The following is a 21,368-nucleotide window of genomic DNA, read 5'->3' on the forward strand; positions in this document are numbered from 1 at the left end:
TAACATCTCGAAATGAAGCTCTTGATATAACCTTTACCTTTAACTGAAACAATTTTCAATACATTGAAGAAACTTTCTTATAAGTTATCGCACTATATTATTCTCTTTTTATATTAATTTCACTTTTCTGCTCCTCCTCCGCTTGCCTCTCCGCCTCCTCTTTCGCCAATCGCTCAGCTTCTGCTTGCTTGAGGTTGTAGATAGAATTCACCGGCATTTCGACACGCATATCTATCCAGCGCGATTCAGGAACGTCACACGGTTCGTAGTTTTCGTAGTAAACAGGGTTGCCGTCTTCATCAAAGTGCTTAATGCGCTTGTTCTGAAAACGCTCCGGTAGGTCAGCGTTCTGTTGGTGGAAAACAAAAACTTCAATATCACCATCAGGTCTCACCTTGTAATCAATAAGCACCATGTTTTTACCGTTATGGTCTTGAGGAATGACAAAGCCGTTATTGATACCCCATGCGCCGTCTGCATTGAAACCCACAACGCCTTTGATTAAATAGTGCCCTACACCAAGGTGCTCCATTTCAACGCCTTCTGACTCTTCGTTAGTCTCGATGTGGTCAGCAAAAACTTTGACAATCGGGGATGCGGCTTTTAAGTTGCCGTTGGAGTCTTTGGTTGTATTGCCTGTTGAGTAAATTTCAAACCAGCCATTCCACACGCCATTATTTTTTTGTCGGTAAGCGAGTAATTTGGCGGTATTTCCTTGAAGTTGCAGTGTCATCCCTGACTGGTCGGCTCCACCCGCTCGACACGCATGAATGAGTGGAGAGTAACTATGAAAGTTATTACCTGCCGTAGTCGCTCCACCTCCACCCGAATAAAATCCACTTTCTAAACGCAATTCATTAGCATCTGTAAAAATGGGTCCCACCCCTCCCACTCCATAATCACCAACTTGCATTAGTGTGCCAGAGTTAGCAGGCAAGGTGTGCGTCCCTTTTGTCGACTTAATTGCGTCCTTACTGAAAGTCACATCACCAGAGATAGTTCCGCCCGTTTTATCAAACTTCCCATCGAGCAACTTATCCCGCTCTGCTTCTGTGCGTGTTTTGCGCACAGTGCCATCAGGAAGTTTGATATCAATAACTCCAGACTCTGTCATGATGCGATTCTGTATATCACTGAACTGTACATTAGATACGTTCATTGCAACAATCGCGTTTGCTGCTGCTGAAATTGAATCCATTGTTGTTGTGAAAATAACGTATTTAGCACCAGTTTGTGCTGTCGGGATTGGAAAGTTTAATGTTAGTTCTGTGTTCGACTGTATTGAGTGAATGCTGTTGTTATGAACAGTGTTGCCGATTTGAATCTGTATCATCTGCATTGGAAGTACAAGATTAATATTCTCTTTCCACTTAGTGCCCACTCCAATTAGTTTTGTGCTGTTTGCTGTCGTTGTGACTGTTCCTACGTTGTACATAATATTCTCCGAAATTTAGATACAAAAAAACCGCAATTAAGCGGCTTGTTTATGTGATAGACTTTTAACTGATTTTAAATGATGATGAGTTATGTTTGCAGGCAATAACCATTGCTGGCAGTATCTTAGTCGTACACTTCCCTGCATGATATGTGGTGTATCTAACTGTAACGACAACGTCTTTTTTGCTAGCTGGTATTGTTGCGTAGAATGAGCAAACTAATTTCCATGAACTTCCATTTATCACCTTTGTTGTTTGCGGTGTATGTGTTACCCCATCAATAATGATTTGAACATAGGCATCGATAATTGCGTCTGAATAAGACCCTGCTGACTCAAACTGCATCGTTGGCATTAATAAATCAACATCATACGGCATCCCCCCTGTATAAATGATCTTTGACTCAATGACTTGGTCATATTTACTACCATGGATTTCTTCTTTGGTGGCATACTTGTAAGTTGCTGCTACCGCATTATCGCCAATTAACTTTTCAACATAAACAGTTCCATTAAACTCGCCATCAGTTGCATAAATCTTACCGGTTATTTCAGCGTCATTTGCAATCAGCTTCCCGTTTTCAAAGTCCAGCATGAGACCTTTTTTAGCTAAAGGATCCCAATTTTTGGATTTGATAGTCGAACCGATTAACAGCTTTTCAATTGTCGCTTGATTAATAAACGCTTCATTGATAAAAACTTGTCCGTCTTCAACGAAAAACACGGGTTCTAGCTTGCCACTTACAGGGTTAAAGATACCAAACGTATCAGCACTGAAACCAATTTGCGTGACGACTTGGCCGTTTTTTACCTCCACTCCCATCATGAACTTAGCGTCGTAATATTGACCATTCCAATTAATGCCGGTCTTAATTGTGTAGATAGCAGAGCCATTGCCGTTGTGGTCAAAAATGGTTTGCCCACGTTGCTCAATCGCTGCCTGCTGATTGTCAAACTCAGCTCTCGTCAACTGACTGAAATCCGCCAAAGCTTGCTCGTTGTCGCTGATTGACTGCTTGTTATCACTGATTGACGACTCTGCTTGACCGATTCGAGTAGATAAATCTGTGTTAACTTTAGCAATCGCTTGGTCTTGCTTCGCAATCGCTTCTTTCTGCGTGTCAATTTGAGCTTGAACGGTGTTAATCCTGCTATCAAACTTCGCGTTGAGCTGCTCATGGCTTTTTGCAACTGATTGCTGAGTATCTGCCAGCGCTTCTTCTACTCGCGTAAAACGAGCGCCGTTCTCACCGAGTTGAGCATCAATTTGCGTGAACTTCTGCGCATAAGCTTTATCGTTATCAGCAACAATTTTGTTAGTTTCACGGATAGAAGCTTTAGCACGCAAAATCTCAGTGCCTTGCTGATTCTGCTGAACTGCAAGTTGCAATGTGCTTTCAGCGTGGGTGCTATCGGCATTCGCTTGCGTGTGTTGCACATTCGCAATGGATGAACTGTTGTCATTAAACTGGGATGTTTGAAGTTGCTGAAGCTCCGTGACAGTCTCATCCGTTTTCGCTATCGCTTTTGTGTTCGTCGTGACAGCGGCACTAACTTTCGATAACTCCTCTTTGTTCGAGTTGATGTCTTTCCCGAGTTCTGCGCGTACTTGCTCTGTGCGCTCAGAGTGTGCTTTGTCTTGCTCTGCGATTGATTTACGCACATCCACGAATTCAGCTTGCGAATCTTCGTAGTGCGCTTTCACGCTCTCTGCAAGCTCGGCTGTTGCTTTTTCATTCGTCGCTGTTGCATTCGCGATACGCTTAACTTCCGCTTTCGACTGTAGCAACTCAGAGCTATGTTGGTTCACTTGAGCTGTCGTCTGCATAATCGCTTCTGAAACTGCAAGCTCCACATTTGACAATGACGTCTCAAAGTGCGTGATATAGCCGCGCATCTCGCCGAATTCAGCTGTAGTTGATTGTTCAAACTTCGCTTGTGATTGCTTTAAATCGGCGGTTGCTGTTTCGACTGTTGTGACGCGTGATTTAACACCATCGACATCAGCTTTTACTTGACTAATTTGCTGCGCCGTTGCTTTCTCATAGCTCGTTTGAGTATCTTTGATATTGAGAATTTCAGCGGCGTTATAGCTTACTTCAGCACTGATTTTCTCTTGCCAGCGCGCCGCCGCTTCTCTGTCAGTGACTTGCACTTGCTCAATGCGGAATATCTCAGCTTTTCTATCAGCAACCTCTTCTTTCAAGCTGAAATGAACTTCCGTCGTGAACTGAGTGTTCATCATCACCGCTTCGTTGACCGCTTCAACATCTCTATCAATGCTGACAACTTTCTGCTTCACATCAATCGTGTCCAGCTCAAGCTCTGCAATCGCTTCTTTGCTAAAGTCAATCTGCTCTTGCATCTGCTTTCCAGCTTCATTGGTGAGGAAGGTGTCGCCCAGCTCGTCAACCATATCCTTTGGCGTTCCACTAGCTTGACCCACAGCTTCGACAAATTGCGATTTTCCATAGCTGTTAACAGTACGAACATAAAACCAATAATCTGTACCCGCCTTTAAGTTATCCTTAGTCCAAAATTGCCCCTGACCTTGTCGGTTGGCTTTTGTGGTGACTTCGACGTCATTCGTACTGGCCAGTTTTTTGTCGCTGAACCAGAATTCAAATGTATAGCCATGCTGCGCGGTTTCACCACCATGAGGGATGCAAGTCAACGAGAATATACCGCCAACCATTTCAACACTGATCGGTTTAGGTGGAGCTTGAATATCAAAGTCAACAATAGCAGGGGCAGACATCGCACCAGCCGCATTAATTGACCGAACTTCGGCACGATATGAGCCACGCACAAGCCCCGATAACTCAACGCGGTCACTCGGTACTTGAATCGATTGGATAACCTTGCCATTTTCAAGAATATTCACTGTGTTATAGCGAACATCGGCAGCGGCTGACTGCCAACTCAGATAGCCTTGAACCACTTCACCAATATTTGTGGCCACAAAAGCAAGGTTAAGCGGAGGAGCCACCCCGCCAGTCGGCAAAACAGTAAATGGCGGTCTAACAAACGGCTTGCCGATGATGTCTTCATAGATATGTGGCCCATCCTCTTCGAGCAGTAACTCGACACCCTCTTGTGGATGAAACTTCCACTCAGCCACGCGGCACTCAAAGTCCTGTATACCGATATGGGGCAAGTTAAGTAAGCAAACATCCCCTGGTCTATATGCGTAACCATCCATATTCATTTTTGACTGAATGCGACGACCCGCGCGTTTTTTACGTAGATACAAGTTTGTGACTCTTGCAGCTTGGTACGGACTAACAATAAAACGATAGTCAATGTTCTCTTTAATCTCTAATCCGTCTTCTTCAACCCACTCTTCAACAATAACAGGCTCAAAATCTGTTTGGATATATTGCTGTTCGGCATCAATAAATGTACCGTAAATGGCGTTAGTTGCATCACGTAGCCCTAGTTCTGGCGTGATATTGACCGTATCAATGATTTGATTTGGCTCGATACGCAATACAGCAGGTCCATTGTACGCTTGCATCAAGATACCGTGCTTTCCAGCCACATAGGTTGGCTCAGCAGCTATGCATTTGTGCATGTGGTCAAGCACTGATGCTGGCGATTCGGAAAGCTCATAAGCGCCATTAATTGTATAGCGAGGCTCCGTATTACCCTCTGGGGTCATTACAGGCTCATCACATAAATCAGCAGCGACTTTGAACGCATCAAAATCAATGTCGGAATCAGGAACGTTTAAATAACTACGATAATAATCAAGAATGACTAATGCGCCGTTATTACTCCACACGGTTTTACCAGTGCGCGGGTCATAGATTTGCTTCCCCCACACTTCGACTTTGACATTCGGCACGCCGTAGGGAAATTTCTCAGCATCGTACTTTAACGTTAAGCGTAACCACGCTAAACCATCCCCTATCATATCCTCTTTCCATGAAGGGGCATTTTTCAGCATATACGGATCACAATCAGTGCGGCCGTTATGAAATTCATACTCAGCTTTATCGCCAAACTCACCGATTAAATCATCGTTCAACCAAATCTGGCCAATGTGATCGAGTTTATGTGCTGCAATTGCTAACGCTAAAAATAAACGCTCATTTTCTGTTTGTTCGCCTTTTTCTTCTTCTGCAAAGAATAACAGGCCAGAGCATACTGTTTTACCGACAATGATTGTTTCTGGTGCAACGGCTGAACGCAACATCTGCTTACGTTCGGATTGGTCGCGGTAACCAGAGGGCATTTTGTCTTTGAAGATCATTGAGCCGGCAGCTTGAACAGCAATACCCGCTGCAATTAAAGCCGTTCCGAGTCCGCCAGTAACAATGACACCTGCAACCATCAGTCCAGCAGAAACGATATTGGTGACTGTCTTACCCATTTACTCTACTCTCCATGCCTTCGTTGGTTGATGCCTTACAGGTCTAGCCCCTTCTTCAGTAACTGCCCAAATTTTATTCGCCCACAACACGCCAAGAGTTTTACCTTCGTCACCCTCAAACAAAACAATGTCACCGCGACTTGCTGCACTCACGGGAATTTCAGCAAAAAAGCATGATAATGCTGACTCGATATCACCAAACTCGGATTTCAGGACACGCGCTGCTCCTGTTTTTGTTTTGTATCGACCTCGCACATTTGCGCACGGATCAAAGTCACAAATCGCCATCACGCAATCCGCTGCAAACAAGCAGCAATCATGCTCACCCCATGCAAAGGGTTTTTGCATTGCATTTTGTAGTGTTTGAGGGAGTCGAGTTGTCCAGTTGATGTGTCGCATTTACCGTTCTCCGGGCATAAAAAAACCCGCCGAAGCGGGTATGTTTGTTGTATTACTTAAAGTGGGTTTCTTTGTTTCTGGCACTCTAATTTTATTTTATCCATTATTTGGCTCATTTCTTTTTTATCTTCCTTTGGCAGAAATGCATGTATCATCCAAATAGAATAAAACCCATCAGAGCCTGATCCTGATAGCATCACATGTCTATTGCCATTTTCAAAGACGTATAGACTGCTTTTCTCGCTATCTACCTTTGTCTCTATTGGGTTGCCATATTTAAGCTCAAGATTTTTTAATATGTCATTAAAGTCTATTTTATAGATTTCTTTATTTGTAGTTGTATAGTCGTACTCCACTACCATAAGCCCGCTAAAATTTATCTCGTCATTCTCAGGAAGAAACTTTAGCTTGTAGATTTCATCTTTATTGTTTAAGCCGTAAGGTAATTTTTGCGTTTTAACTTTAATGAATGGGCATTCACTCTGGCTACTTAATACCTCGGCATTATTACCAATTTCTGCCATTACCCCCTCAAGCGAAGATCCCCATTGTAAACCAAACGGCCCAATATACCGGTCATCGATAACGCTTTTAGCTGAGCTACTGGAGACTTTGTTGGCGTCACCATCGCGTTTATCGCATGCGGTCAAATGCAATGCGGCTACCATAATGTATAAAATGGCTATTTTTTTCATTAATCACCACCAGAAATATGAAGTAATTATTTATAATGCCAGCATTTATTTATAGATGAAAGCTGGAGCATCTTTTTTACTTCCCCAATAAATGGCACGTTCAGCCATTTGGGCTACATATCGAAATATGCGGTCTCCAATATGTCGTTTTTGCCACGATTCGTCAGTAAACCTATCAGGCAAGCCTTGCGACCAACGCTCAAAGCGATTCGAAACAGTAACAGCCACCTCACACTTATCCCCCGCACTTACACCAATATTGCTAATCTGCCCTGCAAATAGCACCTCTGCAAGTACGGGTTGCCCATCTTCGTTAAGCGCAACCATCATTAGCCTAACATCACGCCCCCGACTACGCTCATTCATAACATCACCTAAGAGCGAGGAGTCAAAGCCACTAAGCGATAAAATAAGTTGCTGAGGACTGGTTGTATTTTCTTCTGATACTGTTTCAATGGCACCAAATTGCCCCACGCCTTGATAGACCTCTCCAGCGATAATTAAATTACCTGTTGAGGTGTGAACACGCGTTACACCAGATTTAAGATCTAGCTTAGCCGCAATCACAATGTAACATCCCTCATTAATTGCCTTAGTCATCTCATTTGAAAAAGGATGATAGATCATCAGTAAAGCGCCTCCTCAAAAGAAAGGGTTGTTGATGTGAATACACCCGGCACTCGACGCAATCGGCCTTGATTATTATCAGTAAGCTTAAAAATGCCATAGGGTTCACGTACTTCTATTTTATCGCCCATTGCTGGGGAGTTACGAAGCATCGGAGAAAACATAATAGTTGCATTTCCCTCTGTATCACTCATAACGTCAGAAGTCACTTTTTTAAGTTCATGATTAATTGTGATGTTATCAGCGGCTCTTAGCACTAACGAGTTGGGCTTCCACCCGCGAGTTAATAAAGATCGCCCCGTTTGGTTTGGCTGGTTAACAATCGGATCCCCTACATTACTAACGCCAGTTCTGAGCCAATCAAACAACTTAATGCGGCCTGACTCTCCGTCCAGTTGCGCCAAAATAACTTCAAGCAATCGTGATTTTTCGTCCGTTAAATTGTTGAGCGTTAAATCACAGCGCCAACGGCTACCGGGGTAACGCACGGTTTGTGCGCTCCCCGTAAACGTCGAAATGAAGGTTTTGGAGTTACTCAGCAATTGCCAATCTAGCGCCGAGGGTTCTAGCTCTTTAGGCCATGTTAAAATATCCATGGATTATTTTCCTAGTGTTTTTCGTAACTTACCATTTGTTTGAAAATCTCGCATGATATCCGCTTTAGCCTTTGCCGCGCCCTCTTCCGCCCCTTGGCGCGCCGCCTCTCTTAATGCCGCTTCAAGCGCAGCATCACCATTACCATGAACATGAATTTCCTGCTGAATAGTTGTGCCGCCAGCCGGTTTTTCATTAACAGGCATGTCAATTTTAGGGAGTTGAGCACGAACACCCAGCGAGCCATCTTTAGCGCGAGTCAGTGGCATAATGGCTTCGGGACCAGCCTCACCCATCAAGCCAAGCGATGGAACACCGCCCTTTGCAAACGGGAAAAATGTCGGAGCGTCAATAACTTGACCACTATAAGCGCTAAGCCCCGGTGTGTTGTACATTCCACCTTTAGCGTTCGGCACATAGCTTTGCCAACTCGTAGACATCCCCATGGCACCTGTATTTGCACTAGAAGCTCCCGCGCTCGCCCCCGCTGATGAACCGCCAAGACCGCCAAACAACCCCGTCAGTGAATTTGTTATCATGGCTTGCATGGCGATTCGAACAAGGTCTTGAATAATAGCTTGAGCCAGTGACGCTGATAGCTCTTGCAACGCTTCAGAAAATGACTTAGAACCTGTCAATATTCCCGTCAACGCATTGCTAGTGCGTTGCTCAACAGTTTCCAACAAGTTCATCTGCATTTTCTGCCATTTGCCCTGTGCACCATAAAGCTCTTTTGCAGCTTCTAATTGAGCCTCTTTCGAGCGATTAGTTGCTGCAATCATGAGTTCCTGGTACCGCTCCTGACTAATCAAGTCATTGTTGCGGTAGGCCTCATATAATGCTCGTTGTTCATTAAGCTGGTTTTGCAGTTTAACAACAGGGTCAATTTCCCCCGAAAGCTCATAACTTGGTAAGGCCTTTTGGTTGGCTTCTTCGGTTAACTTTTGCTTGATGTAATCATTACGCAGTTGCAAGCTGGCGGTATAATACTGCTGCTCACTTAACAGATTGGCTTGACGAAGTTCGTTCAACTCCTTGGCGGCTTCTTTTTCTTTGCGAACAATGGCTTCATAAGGACTGTATTTTTCTGCGAGCTCTAAGCGCTTGCGCTGATGATTTTCTTCATTCAGTAGCGCTAGACGCTTCATCTCAGACTGACTGACGTAGCCTTTTTTATTCAACTCAATTAATTTGTCGTTGTTCTCCTTTTCATCAGCAAGTATCTTTTGCAGACTTGAAAAATGTTCAGACTCAATCGATTTCCGCAACTGCCGATAATCGTTAAGTGCTTTATTTTTACCTTTGTCTGTGTTGCTGGTGAGTGATGGCACGGGCAACTCACTACTATTTTCAGGTTTTATATCAAATTTACCACTAGCTAAAATATTTTGAGTGTTCTCACGGCTCTTTATTTTGGCATCAAGATCTTGATTTATATCTTCTAATGCCCCTAAAACCTTTTTCCTTTCTTTCAAAAACTCATCAGGACTAGTACCAAATGTATCGGCCAGAAACTTACCTACGCCGCCCCCATCTTTTATTGCCTGCATTTCAGCAGCTCTAGTTTCAGAATATTTTTGAGCTTCACCATAAAGACGCTTGCGTTCTTTCTCTAGAATCTGAATATCGTCGTTTAGCTCATCAAGCTTTATTTCAAGTTTGATTTTTGATAACTGCTGTAGTTGCTCGATTGTTTCCACAACAGAGCCGCGCATGCTATCAAGTTTTTCCTTGGCTTCATCTGATTTTTGAGAGAAGTAAAATAAAGCCCCGCCCGCTAACATCGCCGCGCCGACTGGTCCGCCTAATAACGCTAAGGTTCCTCTGGCTGCTCTAGCTGCAAAATTCAAGCGATTTTGTGCGGCCGTAAGCTCGTCAACAGTTGCTCTTTCAGCACGATTAAGAGAAATGATTGTGGCTGAGTTTTTCGCCATTTGTTGACGTATTGCATTACGCTGAGTTTCAGTCTGAGCCGCACGTAGCTGTGCTGCTAATGACTCTTGAGTGGTAATAGCAAATGCCTTGTCAGCTCGAATTTTCTCAAGCGTGGTCTCTAACCCTTTCGCCTGTGCCGCATTCAAAACATAATTGTTTTTCGCTGTAACAAGCATGTTTTTACCAGCTTCATACGCACTCAGCGACAAATTGCCCATATAGCGCGATAAACCAATTCCCCCTATCGCAATCGCCGCTGTCGCAAAGCTGCTAAAGTTTTCACTGATTGTAGCTAACCCTGCCGCCATGGAACGAGTGATCCCAAAACTGGCGTTAATTTCACCAAAATAAGATTTGGCTGCATTGGTCGCCTTGGTGAAACTATCCGAAACCGTGTTATCCATGCTGTCCGCAAGGGCATTATTCGCCTCTTTGGCATTAATCAACGCGTTGGCAAATAATGTCATTGCAATGCCGCTTTTAGCTGCCATTTGCTTTACATCATTTTCAGTGACTTTAACGCCACCGCGCATGCGTGAGAGTTCTTTGGCTATATCCCCCACGACAGAAGGCATGGCATTTAACACAGAATGCCAGTCATTACCCTTTAAAACGCCGGTGACCATCGCGCGGTTTAATGCGTTATAGGCGGATTCAGTTTGTTGTGCACTGGTCGCATTGGCCGTAAAAACCGACGACAACGATTCAATATAATCCAACGTGTTTGCCGTGGAATATCCCAGCTCTTTCATGGCTGAGGCTGAACCGACATACAGTTCTTGGGTCGTTTCAATCGCCTTCCCGTTGCGGTTGCTCACCGTTAAAAAGCGCTGCTGAAGCTCCTCATAACGACTGATATCGCCTTCAACTGAATTTAATGCCATTTTTATCCGTGCGGACATCTGCCCCCAGTCATCAACAACGGTGATCAGCGTTGATACCGAAAAGAAGCCCGCTAACGCCCCTGACATCATCTTAGCGGTGTTAGTGACAGTGGCTAGTTGCCTATTGATGTCACTTAATGCCTGACGCTGAGCACGTAATTCACGCTCAAGGCGACGACTGTTTGCCCCCATCGAACGATAATAATCCGTTCCCATTCGGCTGGCGCGTGCGATTTCAGCCTGATAACTGGTTGAGTTAGCCGAAATTTTAATAATAAGTTCACGAAGTTTTGACATAAAAACCCCTCAGCAAAATCGCTACCCTGATAATGATGCAAAAAAATCTTCTAATCCCGACCCTGCTTGCTCCTCCGCCTGCACACTCTCGACATCCCACCGGAGCAGCGTATCGTTCAAGGTTGTCTTGACCCCTTGAGCATTAAAAATAGCGGCTGTAATTTGGGCTGCATGCACATCTTGACGCGCATCACCAATGGGGTTTATCGAATCAAATGCCCACCAGAGCTGTAATTCACTGGCAGGCATCTGACTGATTTCAGAGAGGGTTTTCCCTAGCCGTAAGGCCAAGGTGAGCAAGAACTTTAGTGCAGGCTCACGGACTTTTTTTCTGCCTCATTCGTGCTGGTAATGAGTTGAAAAGCCTGATTAACCAACCGTGCATGAACGGGGCCGTAAATTTTCAGTACCTCGCCCTTATCTTCGGGGGTAAAAACCGGGGTTAAATCTTCGTCAAGCAGGACGTTGATCAGGAACTCAACATCCGTTTCAAGGTTACGCTTCACCACCTCTTCCGTACTCATTTCGGTCGCCTCCCCCAAATCGCGGTGCTCTTTTAGCCATTTCAGCCAGATAGAGACCGACGGCTCGCGCAATACAACATCAGAACCCCACTCAGGGACGTGTACTTTTTTAGTGCGAAATGAATTTGCAGCATTCAGGGCGACATCACGCAAGTTTAAGGTTTTCTTTGCCATTACTTAGTGCCTCCGGTCGGTTGAGACTGCGTTGCTGGTGCTGACTTGCCTTTTACGACGGGCGTTGGCTTACCTTTCAAGCGCAGCGTAAATGAAGCGCTAACAACGCCACCAGTGGAAACTGACCAGCTATTTTGACGCACCTCCGCTAAAAAGACGTAACCATTACCCGAGGGAAAAACCACTTTAAAGGCATGAATCGTGTCGTCGTCATACGCCTGACGTAACACCTCCTGACCCTCGTCAGGTGTCCAGTTACCACTGATAGTCACTTCCGCCTGAGCTGGCAGCCCGTTTATGGTCTCCTGCTCGGTAGAGCATAGTGTTGTAACATCAATGTCGGCCTTTTGACCGCCCGTATAGCTAATTTCTTTCGTTGAGCAATCAATCGACACCGAATCTGTTTCGACTGCAGTAATATCCGTTGCTGCCAGTCTAGATACACTGATTTTGGTGCCTTGCGTTTTTTCATATTTAGCCATTCTTTAATTTCCTATAGACATAAAAAAAGCTGCCGAAGCAGCTTGTGAGGGTAATTTGAAGTTATTGCCAAACTTGACATTCTAGGGTGGCGCGAAAAAGCTTTGTGTCCGACTCATAAGATTGCCGCTCCGTTATTGATGTAGGGTTCAATACGTTAATCGCTTGCCGCATCCCATCACGAATGATCCGCGCTTCGTCAACTGTATTGGCATAAACATCAATTTGAATATTGGTCATGGTTTCCGCCTGCCCACTAAAGACATCACTCGGGATATCGTAAATAGACAAAACGCACCAAGGCGCTGTGACGGGTTTGTTTTGTGGTACAACATAAGAAAAGACCTTGTTCGGCAAAACCGGTTTTAACAGGGGGATGATATCGCCTTCGGTCATCGTCGCAGTACCTCATCAATGGCCTGATTTAACTTGCTGATCGCAAACTCTGCCGCTTCATCCGCTTTACTGTCAAATGCAGGGCGAATGAAGGGGTGCGGGGGCATTTTTGACGTTCCCTCCTCAAGAAAGCGCCAATAGTAAGCGTTATGCGGATCATCCGCTTTCATCTTACTATCACTGTTTGTTCCCGCTTTATTGGTGCCTCGAACATAAACCCCTGCCGAGACCTCACCACGCTGACGGCCGCGTTGATTGCCTGCAACAATGTTTTTGGCCAGTTTCCCTGTACGCTTTGGGGCTTTCGCTCTGGCTTCATCACGTAGCACACTCGCTGCCGCATAAGCCGCCTGTCGCAATACTCTGTTACTTTCTGCCTGACTAAGTAATTCCAACTCCCTAGAAACGTCATGGAGTCCGCCAAAATCAATACTCACATCAACCATCGGAAACTCCTTGCTTGCACAACAACTCAAGACGTGTGAATTTAACATCAGGGATCACGGATTGGATATCGTAATTCAGCCCACGGTAGACCATGCGGCATGCTGGGGTAATATCCGCCCGATAACGCAACCAAACACGCACAGTCACTTCGGCCATCTCTGCATCCGCTGCCAGTAACTCGCGACCGCTAATCATTCTCACTTCTGCCCGAACCGAGGCAATATCTTGCCAATTATCCACATAAGTGCCTGACGGTAATTCAACAGGATTGTTTTTCTGAAAGGTGACTTTGTGTCGTAATCGCCCTGCTTGCATCCCACCTCCTTATAAACCATAAATACGGTAAGGTTGAAGTAGCGCGCTAACCGCGAGAGGCTGGGATGAGAAAGACGACCCAATCACCGCATTTTCCCGATTGGCATACCATTGACCAATCAGTAATAGCATGGCGTTTTTGACATCATCACTTAGCAGTAATGGTTCGGGATCGTCCTGATAACCGGTAGATGATTCGCTTTCATACAATTTCCGCCGCGTGTAGTTTTCGACATACTTCACGGCAGCCGCTGTATAAACAGCCAGTAACTTATCATCATCAGTAAAATCAGCCTCGATATTGCAATGCGCTTTAACGAGTTCAAGAGAAAGCATTATTTCTCCTTTTTCGCCTTCGTTTGCTTTGTGCTCGACTGTCCAGTAGTGTGATTGACAACACTGTCAGAGGCATAGCCTTTTTGGATCAATTCACGCCCATGCTGCTCAGTTGTCTCAATTTCATCACCTTCAACGGCCACGCCACCGCCAAAGCAAATGGGGCGCAATAGCTTTAGTTTCATTTCGATGCTCCCAAAAGAAAGGCGACCGCAAAGGCCGCCTAAGTGGATTACTCACCCGACGCAGGCGCTGTAAAATCGCCGTAAACAAACGCCTCTGGACGCTTCACGGCTAATGCCAAACGCTCTTCACAACGGATAGAGATCATGTTTTTCTCAAAGTCATCCGCGTTTTCAGTTGAAATCACCACGTTGGTTTCTTCTCGGTCAAAAAGCTGAGCGCCCGCGTTGAAGGCACCGGTTAAGAACTTACCTTTAAATGCGGCAGTTTCCGTGACCACGACGGGCAAGCCCCATAACGTTGGCCCTGTTAATGCCGACGGATTCGCCAGAATGTAGCGACCCAGTGAATCTTTCAGCAGTTCAATCTTCGCCCAGTCGATGAAGTGCAGAACGTGCCCTGTTGCTGGGAAACGCGCTAACTGTGCTTGCAGCATAGCCAAACGCAAATCATCAATGCCGTTTTGTTTATCGACTTCAAACTCCGCCTTGAACTTAGACGCCTGCGGGATGATACCGTGCAAATGCGCGCCAGAGCCGTCACCGAACAAAATTTCTTGCTCTTCGACAAACTTCAAGCCGTAACGCATTTCAGCATCCACCAATGACTGCAACTGTGCAAAGTCATCCAAGATCTGCTTAGACGCCTTGAACATATGTGCAATCGTCGTGACCGGCGTAATTTTGGTTGCAAACTGAATGTCGCTGTACGGCTTGGTGGTATTTTCCGGCACCACGGTAGCCGCGTTAGTAAATCCCGTTTGTTGCACCCAGAAAATGGCCGGTGAGGTTGTCTTCCCAGAAGCAATTAAATCGCGAATGAATAAGCGTTGTTTCGGCGCAACATCAATTCCCGGTAAGCGTTGTGGCTCAACCACGCCTTCTGCAACATCAACCGAGGTCAATGCAGCCTGAACGGGAACCGAAATTCGCTTGTTGCCCTGAATGCTGGAATTAATATCTTTCAACACGTCGGCTGAAATGACTTGCTGACCGATACTTTTTGCAGCCTGAACCGCGTTACCTAGCGGCATTTGAGCGACATGTTGCTCCAACTCGCCTAAGGAAGCTTTCAGTGTTTTTTCAGACTCACGCAGCGCATTGAGCTCTGTCGCCATCTTGTCGACCGCGGCCTTAGTTTCCGCGCTAAGGCTGCCTACTTTTTGCGCTTCTTTTAGCGCTTCTTCGGCTTTAGCATTAAATTTACCGTTGGCTTCTTCAATTTTAGCCGACAGGTTTTTCAGTAATTCATTTGTATCAGACATAGTGTCTCCAATTAGTTAACAGTGGCAAAAGCATTGACTGCCTTTTCCAATTCAGAAAGCGTTTCGGGATTAATGTCAGTGGTAGCGCTTGGCATACCGTGAGGATCTGAAGTAGCGCTCGGCATACTTCGTGTTAACGCACTGATGAGCCTTCGCCGTTCAGAGCGTGGTGTTTTAGCTTTAGCCAGTAAGGCATCTAATTTACGGATAGCCGCTTGTGGGCTTTCATCGCCATCATCCATAGCATCGGCAGCGAGCAGGCTATCGGCAAAGCCTTTCTCAATCGCATCATTCGCACCAATATAGGTTTCGTTATCCATCATCTGGCTGATGGTCTCTTCTGGCAGACCGCTACGCGCAACGTAGATATCCGACATGGATTTATCGAAAGGAGCCAGATCATTCGCCAACTTCGCAAAGTCATGGCGATTGCCGACCCCCACAGCCCAGCAGTTATGGATCATCAAAAAAGCACCACGCCCCATTCTGATTTCATCGCCCGCCATGGCAATAACAGAAGCGGCTGAGGCTGCAATACCGAGAATGTTAACGGTGACTTTACCATTGTGTGCACGAAGCAGGTTATAGATGGCCAATCCTTCAAACATATCCCCACCCGGGCTATTGATGTTGACAACAACATCTTGGTTTCCGATAGCGCGGAGGGCGGCAGAAATCCGCTTAGCGGTAACGCCTTCCCCCCAAAAATCCTCACCAATCACATCCAACACCGAAATAGTGTTATCCGAACTGGCGGCACGAATACCGCTATTCCATTTATCCAGCGCCTTGGGTTTAAGCTCATAGCTAATCGATGTGCAGGGGCGATCCTCCAGTGCAACTGGCAGATGACTTTTTTTCATTTAAATTACTCCTCGATATGAGGTGAGTTGTGTTGAACTGTGGGAGCACCCTCAGGGAACAACCAATTTGTGATTTGCGCCTTGAGCTGTTCAGGATCATGACGCAATGTGTCTTTTCCCAATTGTTCAATGGGCGTCAGGTTGAGCTGAACAGTATAGATGTCTCCCCCTTCAATGGGGGGTAAGTTTTCGAGCCGTCTTACGTCATTTCGGCTCATCCACCCGTTTTGCAATGCCGTCGTGTAGTATGCAGCGCGACCCGCACTGTCCGCACGGAGCAATCCCTCAACTGAAAACTCAGCGTAATAATCATCATCACTATCAAGCAGGCAACGGTTGATTTCTTGCTCAATATTGACCAGTAACGGCCGCAAGGTGTTGGTCAGAAACTGCATGTTCATCCCTTCCACACTGGATGCCCAGCTGCTCTGTTTATCGGCATGCCCCACCATGAAAGGCGGCACCCGGAACCAGCGACAAATTTCCTCAATGCTCCATGAGCGACTCTGCAATAGCTGCGCATCTTCGGGATTCATGGAAATGCCGTTATAGGACAGGTCATTTTCCAAAATCATCAACTTGCCTGCATTTTCAGAGCTGATAAATGCGTTCAAGTAACCCCGCAACTTTTCGCGCTGCTCTTTAGTTAGTGCTGTTTTTGAGGATAAGAAGCCTGATGCGAGCAAGCCATTGCGAAAAATCTTAGCGGCCGTTTCATCGGTAGCTATCGCCGAACCTAAGATATTGCGCCCCACCTGGATCGGCGTGAGACCAACAACCCCGTCTAACCCAAACCCACGAATATGCATCATGTTTTTAACGGGGATAGGCCGATTCTTCCCCCCTTGCTCCACGCATTGATAATCCAACAGGCCATTATCAAGTCGCTTTACCGTCACTAATTGTGGCAATAATGGCTGCAAGGAAACCAGCTTTCCACCGATATAGCGTTTTTCAATATACGCATTACCTTGTAAACAAAGGCTGGCAACAACCATCAACATAAAGCGTGATGGAGTCATCTCTGCATTGGGTCGTCGGCACAATACCCGATAAGCCGGATGATCTTTCGCTATCACCCGTGAGCCATCTTCTTGGTGCAAATAGATTTTTAAAGGCAGTGTTGAAATCGACTCACTCAGGAGCCGAACGCAAGACCAGACAGCAGAAAGCTGTAGCGCCTTATCTGTTGATACGGTCTTCCCACTACTGCTTATCCCGCCTAGCGCTTTTAATAAATCTTGAGTATCAATCCCTGCCGGCGTTTTTTGCTGGCTAGCCTGTAGCTGCCGAGCTTTGCGTTGTGATTTTCGTCTGGCCATTAGAACCCTACCATGATTGGATCATCAAAAAAGCCATCGACGTCCCCACGCTCAACCTCAACACCATTTGAAGCCCCGACCGCCATGGCAAAGGCCACCATGCCATCCATGCGCCCTGTGGATTTTTCTTTGGTTAATTTACGGTTAGACGCCGCATCTTTGACAGTAATGGCATTCGCAGCGCACATGTTCATCACGGGGTGATTACCGTGCCGGATTTGTTTGTTCAGTAACATTTGCTCAAGCTTATCCAGTGCAGGTGCCATGTCTTTGTAGCCCTGCCCAAATTCAACCAGCGGCAGACTTAAACCGATATTTTCAGCCGCCTTCTTAAACATTTGGATACGCCAGCGGTCAAACGCAATGACTTCAATATCAAAATCAGCCAGAATTTCCGCGATATCTTTCACGACATAATCGTAATCAACCATAGAGCCGGGGGTCGTGCGAAGTAGGCCTTGTTTCGCCCACACGTCATACGGCACACGATCCGTTTTTGCACGGTCTAATAGTGTCTGTTTCGGAGTCCAAAAGAACGGATACAGGTTCCATTTGCCATCGGCAGACTGACCAATCACCACTAAGGCGGTTAAGTCTTTCGATTCTGACAAATCAAGGCCGGCATAACATTTGCCGACAATCGGTTGAACCGGTGATTGACAAGACTCCCACACCGAACGGGAAATAAACGGCGATACCGTGGAAACACGCTGATTTAAATTCAGGTTACGAAAGGTGTTTTCACTCGACGGCATGCGTGAAGCCATCTCCGCTAATCGTTTCATATCATCCAAGGAGCGGAAATTACCCAGCGCAGGGTTCGCGGCTTTCCATGCTTCGGGATCTAACACATCCGCATCTTTATCAGCTTCATACACATGAGACACAATGTGTGGATCTTTAGAGTTTTTTGCATCGTCGAGCCAAATACTGAATAAGTCAGCATCGCTCGCGGCTTGCGTACTGATCGCAATCAGTAAGGGGTTTTTATGTGCCCCTTGCGAAGTGACAATGGCATCCACAAACTCACTGTGCGGCCCCACTATCTGCCCGACTTCATCAAGAATAGCCAAAACAGGCGATAAGCCGTGCGCGGTTTTCCCTTCGGCGGACAAGGCGCGATACTCCACATTACACGGTTTACCCACTAATCGCTTACCACTGGGGATAATGTGGACAATCTCTTGCAGCTTCGGATTCAGGTTGATCATCTTCACTGCCAAATTGAACACGATTGCGGCTTGCTCTCGGCTCATGGCGCCGCTGACAATTTGTGAGTTTTGCACCGCTTCAGGGCCAATCAAATGCGCCAGTAAAATACCGGCGATCAACCCTGTTTTCCCGTTCTTACGGGCAATACTTAAATAGGCTTTATCCGTGCGATGTGGATTATCGTAGATCGCCAAAATAAACCGCTTTTGGAAATCATCCAACCGCATAGGTTGGCCTAATAGCTCCCCCTCGGGAACAATACAGTAACGCTCAATAAACGCGATAACACGTTCACCTCGTGTCATGGTTCCTCCTTAATGCATGGGAGCCGCCAGTAGATCATCATCCTGCATATTATTCAGGGTGTTTCTGGCATTGGCATCGTTTTTGTTTCGATTGCGTTGGTCACGACTTTCGCCGTTAGTGGCGTGAGAATGGATTTGTAAATCACGGCGTTGTGCAAGCACCGTACGCTGTAACTCCACGATCTGCTTGCGCAAATCTTTGATCAGCGCTTCGTTGCGCTCCTCACCTCGCATTCGCTCTTCTTTGCGTAAATCACGCCGTAAAACGGTGATATAGAGCTGATTATTGGCTAATTCTACCGCCGCCAACAGGTCAGAGGGTGTCCAACTGTCTAGGGCTTTCGAGCGGATATTGTCATGCCAAAATGGCTCCGCTTTTTTCTCCAAACCTGCATGGCGTGGCGGTTCGATGGTATCAGCGGCAGCATTTTGCATGGCTTGAATTTCAGCGCTCACACTGTCGGAGCGCTTTCGTTTTCCTGCCATTAGTGCCTCGTAAAAAAAGGAAAAAAATCGGGTTAGCGTTATTTCGAAGGTTAGCGGTCGGTAATTCAGGGTAAAGGTTTTGAACTTTTTACCCTCCCCTACCGTTATGATTTCATATTGAAACTATTTCAAGTGAATATCAGGAGCGTCTACGGTTAAATCTTTATGTGAATTAAATACAACTGTCACTTGTGGTGGGTGACGTCCATTTGAGTGCTCTATACGAAGTAAGGTTTGATTGCTCAGCAGAACTCCATCCACTGATAATCCAAATCCTACAAACGCATCGTCTCGATAAAGCTTTGATAACTTCACTTGCTTCCTTTCGTTTTGGCTTCTTAGTGGTTTTCTTTCGCTGTCCATATCTAGCCACTCATCTACCAAGCTACTATCTATTAATGCTAAGCACTCTGGGTTCAAAAACGCTAACATCCTATCTCGTACGCCATAGATACGAATAACTATTTCACTTGCTCGATCAGATGAATCCACAGGATGTTTCCATTCAAAAAGAGCTCGCAAGCTAAATAAGATGCGACTCAATTCTCGATCAACGATTTTAATAAACCAAGAAGGGGCGTTTTCTTTTTCTAGCTTAATTCGCATTTCTTTAAGTTCACTCAACAAGCCGCTTTCATTGATACTTGTTGCATAGATTTTAGCGTTCGTAATTGCATCAGTCTTGCTTTTGGGTTCAGGCAGCTCAGGTAATATCATATTATTTATTCCAATGCGAATTAGGGTCAAGCGGCATGCCATCCTCACTACAGCCGACAACAATACCGCTCTTCTCCATCCGTTGCTTAGTGGAGTTATGATGTGGTGCACATAGACTTTGGTAGTTGTTGGTATCCCAGAATAACTTTTGAGCTTTGGCTATCTGTTCAGGGTTACCTGAATCAAGCGCATCCTTCAATCTGTGAGGGATGATATGGTCGACGACGGTTGCGGCAGTAACGCGCCCTTGCTCTTGGCACATCACACATAAGGGATGCTTGGCTAAATAGCTAAGCCTGACCTTCGCCCATCGACCGCCATAAACATTTGGCTTCTTCATAACATGCGCGACAAAGTACCACCGCGGCACAGATCAGTAGCAACCGTTTTGATTATAGCTTCAGCCATCGACTTTTCTTGCTGCTCCATAGCTTGTCTTAAGCTGATGATAGAGTCTGTATTGGCGCTATCTTTCAGTCGCATTTCTTCAAGCCCTTTGTTTAGCTGAATAAGCTGACGTTTCAACCCTGAAATGTGTTGTGCCATCGATTGCTCACTGGCGGCTGATGAGCATTGAATATTGTTTATTTGTGATTGCATCTCACAGAATTGCTGGTCAATCCGCTTCACGGTTTCTTCGTACTCGCTTTGGGATTTATTAATCAATTCTGCAGTTTCTTGAATACTAGCGACCACATTAGGCAAAGTAACGGAGCATTCAGGTTCAACCTTAATATCACCACGAAAAACATTTTCTTCTCGCTGCTTATCTTCTCGTGTAACTTTTACACCATTAATTTTTGCGCTTGTGACTGTTCCTTTTGCAATACATGCTTCATTAAGAAACACTTGCCCGTTTGTAATAAGGAATACATCAGCATCAAACCCAACGCTTGCTGGCTGCTTCAATCCTGCACTACCCATCAACTCTTTAATGCGCTTTAGTTGTGCTTCCAGCTTATCTAAGTCGGTTGTGTCTACCGATACTTTTAGATGAATCGTCTTTCTATCTGACATGATTGTCTCCATAAATGAAAAAGCCACCAGCGGTTAACTGATGGCTATTTGGAATATTATTCTAGGTTTATTTATATGGGTCTCGT

The 21,368-nt window shown here is 45.7% G+C and carries 23 protein-coding genes; all 23 read right to left on the reverse strand.

Annotation, left to right across the window (positions count from 1 at the left end):
- Nucleotides 1-97 precede the first annotated feature (97 nt).
- The 23 genes from I3B46_RS14285 to I3B46_RS14395 all read right to left on the reverse strand — a co-directional run bounded on the left by I3B46_RS14285 (nt 98) and on the right by I3B46_RS14395 (nt 21,282).
- Nucleotides 98-1,435, reverse strand: coding sequence for a phage tail fiber protein (locus I3B46_RS14285; RefSeq protein ID WP_196993037.1), 1,338 nt, complete (start codon nt 1,433-1,435; stop codon nt 98-100).
- 64 nt (nt 1,436-1,499) lie between these two features.
- Nucleotides 1,500-5,810: a phage tail tip protein J-related protein gene (locus tag I3B46_RS14290; protein ID WP_196993038.1), complete on the reverse strand. Its 4,311-nt coding sequence runs from the start codon at nt 5,808-5,810 to the stop codon at nt 1,500-1,502.
- Complete coding sequence (locus I3B46_RS14295) at nt 5,811-6,209, reverse strand: DUF6950 family protein (protein WP_036940605.1); 399 nt, start codon at nt 6,207-6,209, stop codon at nt 5,811-5,813.
- A gap of 56 nt (nt 6,210-6,265) precedes the next feature.
- Nucleotides 6,266-6,904, reverse strand: coding sequence for a hypothetical protein (locus tag I3B46_RS14300; RefSeq protein WP_196993039.1), 639 nt, complete (start codon nt 6,902-6,904; stop codon nt 6,266-6,268).
- Between the two features lie 45 nt (nt 6,905-6,949).
- Nucleotides 6,950-7,531 (reverse strand): hypothetical protein, encoded by a 582-nt coding sequence (locus I3B46_RS14305; protein WP_196993040.1) that lies wholly within the window; start codon nt 7,529-7,531, stop codon nt 6,950-6,952.
- Complete coding sequence (locus I3B46_RS14310) at nt 7,531-8,127, reverse strand: phage protein (RefSeq protein ID WP_036940609.1); 597 nt, start codon at nt 8,125-8,127, stop codon at nt 7,531-7,533. The genes I3B46_RS14305 and I3B46_RS14310 overlap by 1 nt, the downstream gene beginning before the upstream one ends.
- A 3-nt stretch (nt 8,128-8,130) precedes the next feature.
- Nucleotides 8,131-11,241, reverse strand: a complete 3,111-nt coding sequence (locus I3B46_RS14315; protein WP_196993041.1) for a tape measure protein — start codon at nt 11,239-11,241, stop codon at nt 8,131-8,133.
- A gap of 21 nt (nt 11,242-11,262) precedes the next feature.
- Nucleotides 11,263-11,532 (reverse strand): phage tail assembly protein T, encoded by a 270-nt coding sequence (locus tag I3B46_RS14320; RefSeq protein ID WP_306464634.1) that lies wholly within the window; start codon nt 11,530-11,532, stop codon nt 11,263-11,265.
- A 14-nt stretch (nt 11,533-11,546) separates the two neighbouring features.
- A complete protein-coding gene (locus I3B46_RS14325) occupies nt 11,547-11,939 on the reverse strand; it encodes a phage tail assembly chaperone (protein ID WP_036940612.1) in 393 nt (130 codons plus the stop codon).
- Nucleotides 11,939-12,421, reverse strand: coding sequence for a phage tail tube protein (locus I3B46_RS14330; RefSeq protein WP_196993042.1), 483 nt, complete (start codon nt 12,419-12,421; stop codon nt 11,939-11,941). Before I3B46_RS14330 ends, I3B46_RS14325 begins: the two co-directional genes overlap by 1 nt.
- Before the next feature lie 61 nt (nt 12,422-12,482).
- Entirely contained in the window at nt 12,483-12,815 is a 333-nt protein-coding gene (locus I3B46_RS14335) for a hypothetical protein (RefSeq protein ID WP_014656484.1), read from the reverse strand.
- On the reverse strand, nt 12,812-13,261 hold the full coding sequence (locus I3B46_RS14340; RefSeq protein ID WP_196993043.1) for an HK97-gp10 family putative phage morphogenesis protein: 450 nt from the start codon (nt 13,259-13,261) through the stop codon (nt 12,812-12,814). The genes I3B46_RS14335 and I3B46_RS14340 overlap by 4 nt, the downstream gene beginning before the upstream one ends.
- Nucleotides 13,254-13,577 (reverse strand): phage head closure protein, encoded by a 324-nt coding sequence (locus I3B46_RS14345; RefSeq protein WP_036940618.1) that lies wholly within the window; start codon nt 13,575-13,577, stop codon nt 13,254-13,256. Before I3B46_RS14345 ends, I3B46_RS14340 begins: the two co-directional genes overlap by 8 nt.
- Nucleotides 13,578-13,586: 9 nt before the next feature.
- Complete coding sequence (locus I3B46_RS14350) at nt 13,587-13,913, reverse strand: head-tail connector protein (protein WP_036940621.1); 327 nt, start codon at nt 13,911-13,913, stop codon at nt 13,587-13,589.
- Nucleotides 13,913-14,098, reverse strand: a complete 186-nt coding sequence (locus I3B46_RS14355) for a DUF7210 family protein (protein ID WP_036940624.1) — start codon at nt 14,096-14,098, stop codon at nt 13,913-13,915. The genes I3B46_RS14350 and I3B46_RS14355 overlap by 1 nt, the downstream gene beginning before the upstream one ends.
- Nucleotides 14,099-14,145: 47 nt before the next feature.
- A complete protein-coding gene (locus tag I3B46_RS14360; protein WP_014656489.1) occupies nt 14,146-15,360 on the reverse strand; it encodes a phage major capsid protein in 1,215 nt (404 codons plus the stop codon).
- A gap of 11 nt (nt 15,361-15,371) precedes the next feature.
- Nucleotides 15,372-16,223 (reverse strand): head maturation protease, ClpP-related, encoded by an 852-nt coding sequence (locus I3B46_RS14365; protein WP_036940627.1) that lies wholly within the window; start codon nt 16,221-16,223, stop codon nt 15,372-15,374.
- 5 nt (nt 16,224-16,228) lie between these two features.
- Nucleotides 16,229-17,545 (reverse strand): phage portal protein, encoded by a 1,317-nt coding sequence (locus tag I3B46_RS14370; RefSeq protein WP_036940630.1) that lies wholly within the window; start codon nt 17,543-17,545, stop codon nt 16,229-16,231.
- Entirely contained in the window at nt 17,545-19,062 is a 1,518-nt protein-coding gene (locus tag I3B46_RS14375) for a terminase large subunit (protein ID WP_036940632.1), read from the reverse strand. The genes I3B46_RS14370 and I3B46_RS14375 overlap by 1 nt, the downstream gene beginning before the upstream one ends.
- A 9-nt stretch (nt 19,063-19,071) precedes the next feature.
- Nucleotides 19,072-19,548, reverse strand: a complete 477-nt coding sequence (locus I3B46_RS14380; protein WP_036940634.1) for a hypothetical protein — start codon at nt 19,546-19,548, stop codon at nt 19,072-19,074.
- A 123-nt stretch (nt 19,549-19,671) separates the two neighbouring features.
- Nucleotides 19,672-20,265 carry a hypothetical protein gene (locus I3B46_RS21870; protein WP_231405862.1) on the reverse strand — a complete coding sequence of 198 codons (594 nt, stop codon included), beginning with the start codon at nt 20,263-20,265 and terminating at the stop codon, nt 19,672-19,674.
- A gap of 1 nt (nt 20,266) precedes the next feature.
- Entirely contained in the window at nt 20,267-20,605 is a 339-nt protein-coding gene (locus I3B46_RS14390) for an HNH endonuclease (RefSeq protein ID WP_196993044.1), read from the reverse strand.
- A complete protein-coding gene (locus I3B46_RS14395; RefSeq protein ID WP_196993045.1) occupies nt 20,602-21,282 on the reverse strand; it encodes a phage tail tip fiber protein in 681 nt (226 codons plus the stop codon). The genes I3B46_RS14390 and I3B46_RS14395 overlap by 4 nt, the downstream gene beginning before the upstream one ends.
- Nucleotides 21,283-21,368: the final 86 nt, after the last annotated feature.

This window comes from Providencia sp. 2.29, from assembly GCF_015832305.1.
In the GTDB taxonomy this organism is placed as follows: Bacteria; Pseudomonadota; Gammaproteobacteria; order Enterobacterales; family Enterobacteriaceae; genus Providencia; species Providencia stuartii.

What these genes read in the sequence shown, in the direction of transcription:
- I3B46_RS14360 (WP_014656489.1), bottom strand. Translation starts at nt 15,360, where the DNA reads ATGTCTGATACAAATGAATTACTGAAAAACCTGTCGGCTAAAATTGAA.
- I3B46_RS14380 (WP_036940634.1), bottom strand. Translation starts at nt 19,548, where the DNA reads ATGGCAGGAAAACGAAAGCGCTCCGACAGTGTGAGCGCTGAAATTCAA.
- I3B46_RS14300 (WP_196993039.1), bottom strand. Translation starts at nt 6,904, where the DNA reads ATGAAAAAAATAGCCATTTTATACATTATGGTAGCCGCATTGCATTTG.
- I3B46_RS14350 (WP_036940621.1), bottom strand. Translation starts at nt 13,913, where the DNA reads ATGCTTTCTCTTGAACTCGTTAAAGCGCATTGCAATATCGAGGCTGAT.
- I3B46_RS14325 (WP_036940612.1), bottom strand. Translation starts at nt 11,939, where the DNA reads ATGGCAAAGAAAACCTTAAACTTGCGTGATGTCGCCCTGAATGCTGCA.
- I3B46_RS14310 (WP_036940609.1), bottom strand. Translation starts at nt 8,127, where the DNA reads ATGGATATTTTAACATGGCCTAAAGAGCTAGAACCCTCGGCGCTAGAT.
- I3B46_RS14315 (WP_196993041.1), bottom strand. Translation starts at nt 11,241, where the DNA reads ATGTCAAAACTTCGTGAACTTATTATTAAAATTTCGGCTAACTCAACC.
- I3B46_RS14395 (WP_196993045.1), bottom strand. Translation starts at nt 21,282, where the DNA reads ATGTCAGATAGAAAGACGATTCATCTAAAAGTATCGGTAGACACAACC.
- I3B46_RS14305 (WP_196993040.1), bottom strand. Translation starts at nt 7,531, where the DNA reads ATGATCTATCATCCTTTTTCAAATGAGATGACTAAGGCAATTAATGAG.
- I3B46_RS21870 (WP_231405862.1), bottom strand. Translation starts at nt 20,265, where the DNA reads ATGATATTACCTGAGCTGCCTGAACCCAAAAGCAAGACTGATGCAATT.
- I3B46_RS14285 (WP_196993037.1), bottom strand. Translation starts at nt 1,435, where the DNA reads ATGTACAACGTAGGAACAGTCACAACGACAGCAAACAGCACAAAACTA.
- I3B46_RS14295 (WP_036940605.1), bottom strand. Translation starts at nt 6,209, where the DNA reads ATGCGACACATCAACTGGACAACTCGACTCCCTCAAACACTACAAAAT.
- I3B46_RS14375 (WP_036940632.1), bottom strand. Translation starts at nt 19,062, where the DNA reads ATGACACGAGGTGAACGTGTTATCGCGTTTATTGAGCGTTACTGTATT.
- I3B46_RS14390 (WP_196993044.1), bottom strand. Translation starts at nt 20,605, where the DNA reads ATGAAGAAGCCAAATGTTTATGGCGGTCGATGGGCGAAGGTCAGGCTT.
- I3B46_RS14355 (WP_036940624.1), bottom strand. Translation starts at nt 14,098, where the DNA reads ATGAAACTAAAGCTATTGCGCCCCATTTGCTTTGGCGGTGGCGTGGCC.
- I3B46_RS14365 (WP_036940627.1), bottom strand. Translation starts at nt 16,223, where the DNA reads ATGAAAAAAAGTCATCTGCCAGTTGCACTGGAGGATCGCCCCTGCACA.
- I3B46_RS14330 (WP_196993042.1), bottom strand. Translation starts at nt 12,421, where the DNA reads ATGGCTAAATATGAAAAAACGCAAGGCACCAAAATCAGTGTATCTAGA.
- I3B46_RS14340 (WP_196993043.1), bottom strand. Translation starts at nt 13,261, where the DNA reads ATGGTTGATGTGAGTATTGATTTTGGCGGACTCCATGACGTTTCTAGG.
- I3B46_RS14370 (WP_036940630.1), bottom strand. Translation starts at nt 17,545, where the DNA reads ATGGCCAGACGAAAATCACAACGCAAAGCTCGGCAGCTACAGGCTAGC.
- I3B46_RS14345 (WP_036940618.1), bottom strand. Translation starts at nt 13,577, where the DNA reads ATGCAAGCAGGGCGATTACGACACAAAGTCACCTTTCAGAAAAACAAT.
- I3B46_RS14290 (WP_196993038.1), bottom strand. Translation starts at nt 5,810, where the DNA reads ATGGGTAAGACAGTCACCAATATCGTTTCTGCTGGACTGATGGTTGCA.
- I3B46_RS14335 (WP_014656484.1), bottom strand. Translation starts at nt 12,815, where the DNA reads ATGACCGAAGGCGATATCATCCCCCTGTTAAAACCGGTTTTGCCGAAC.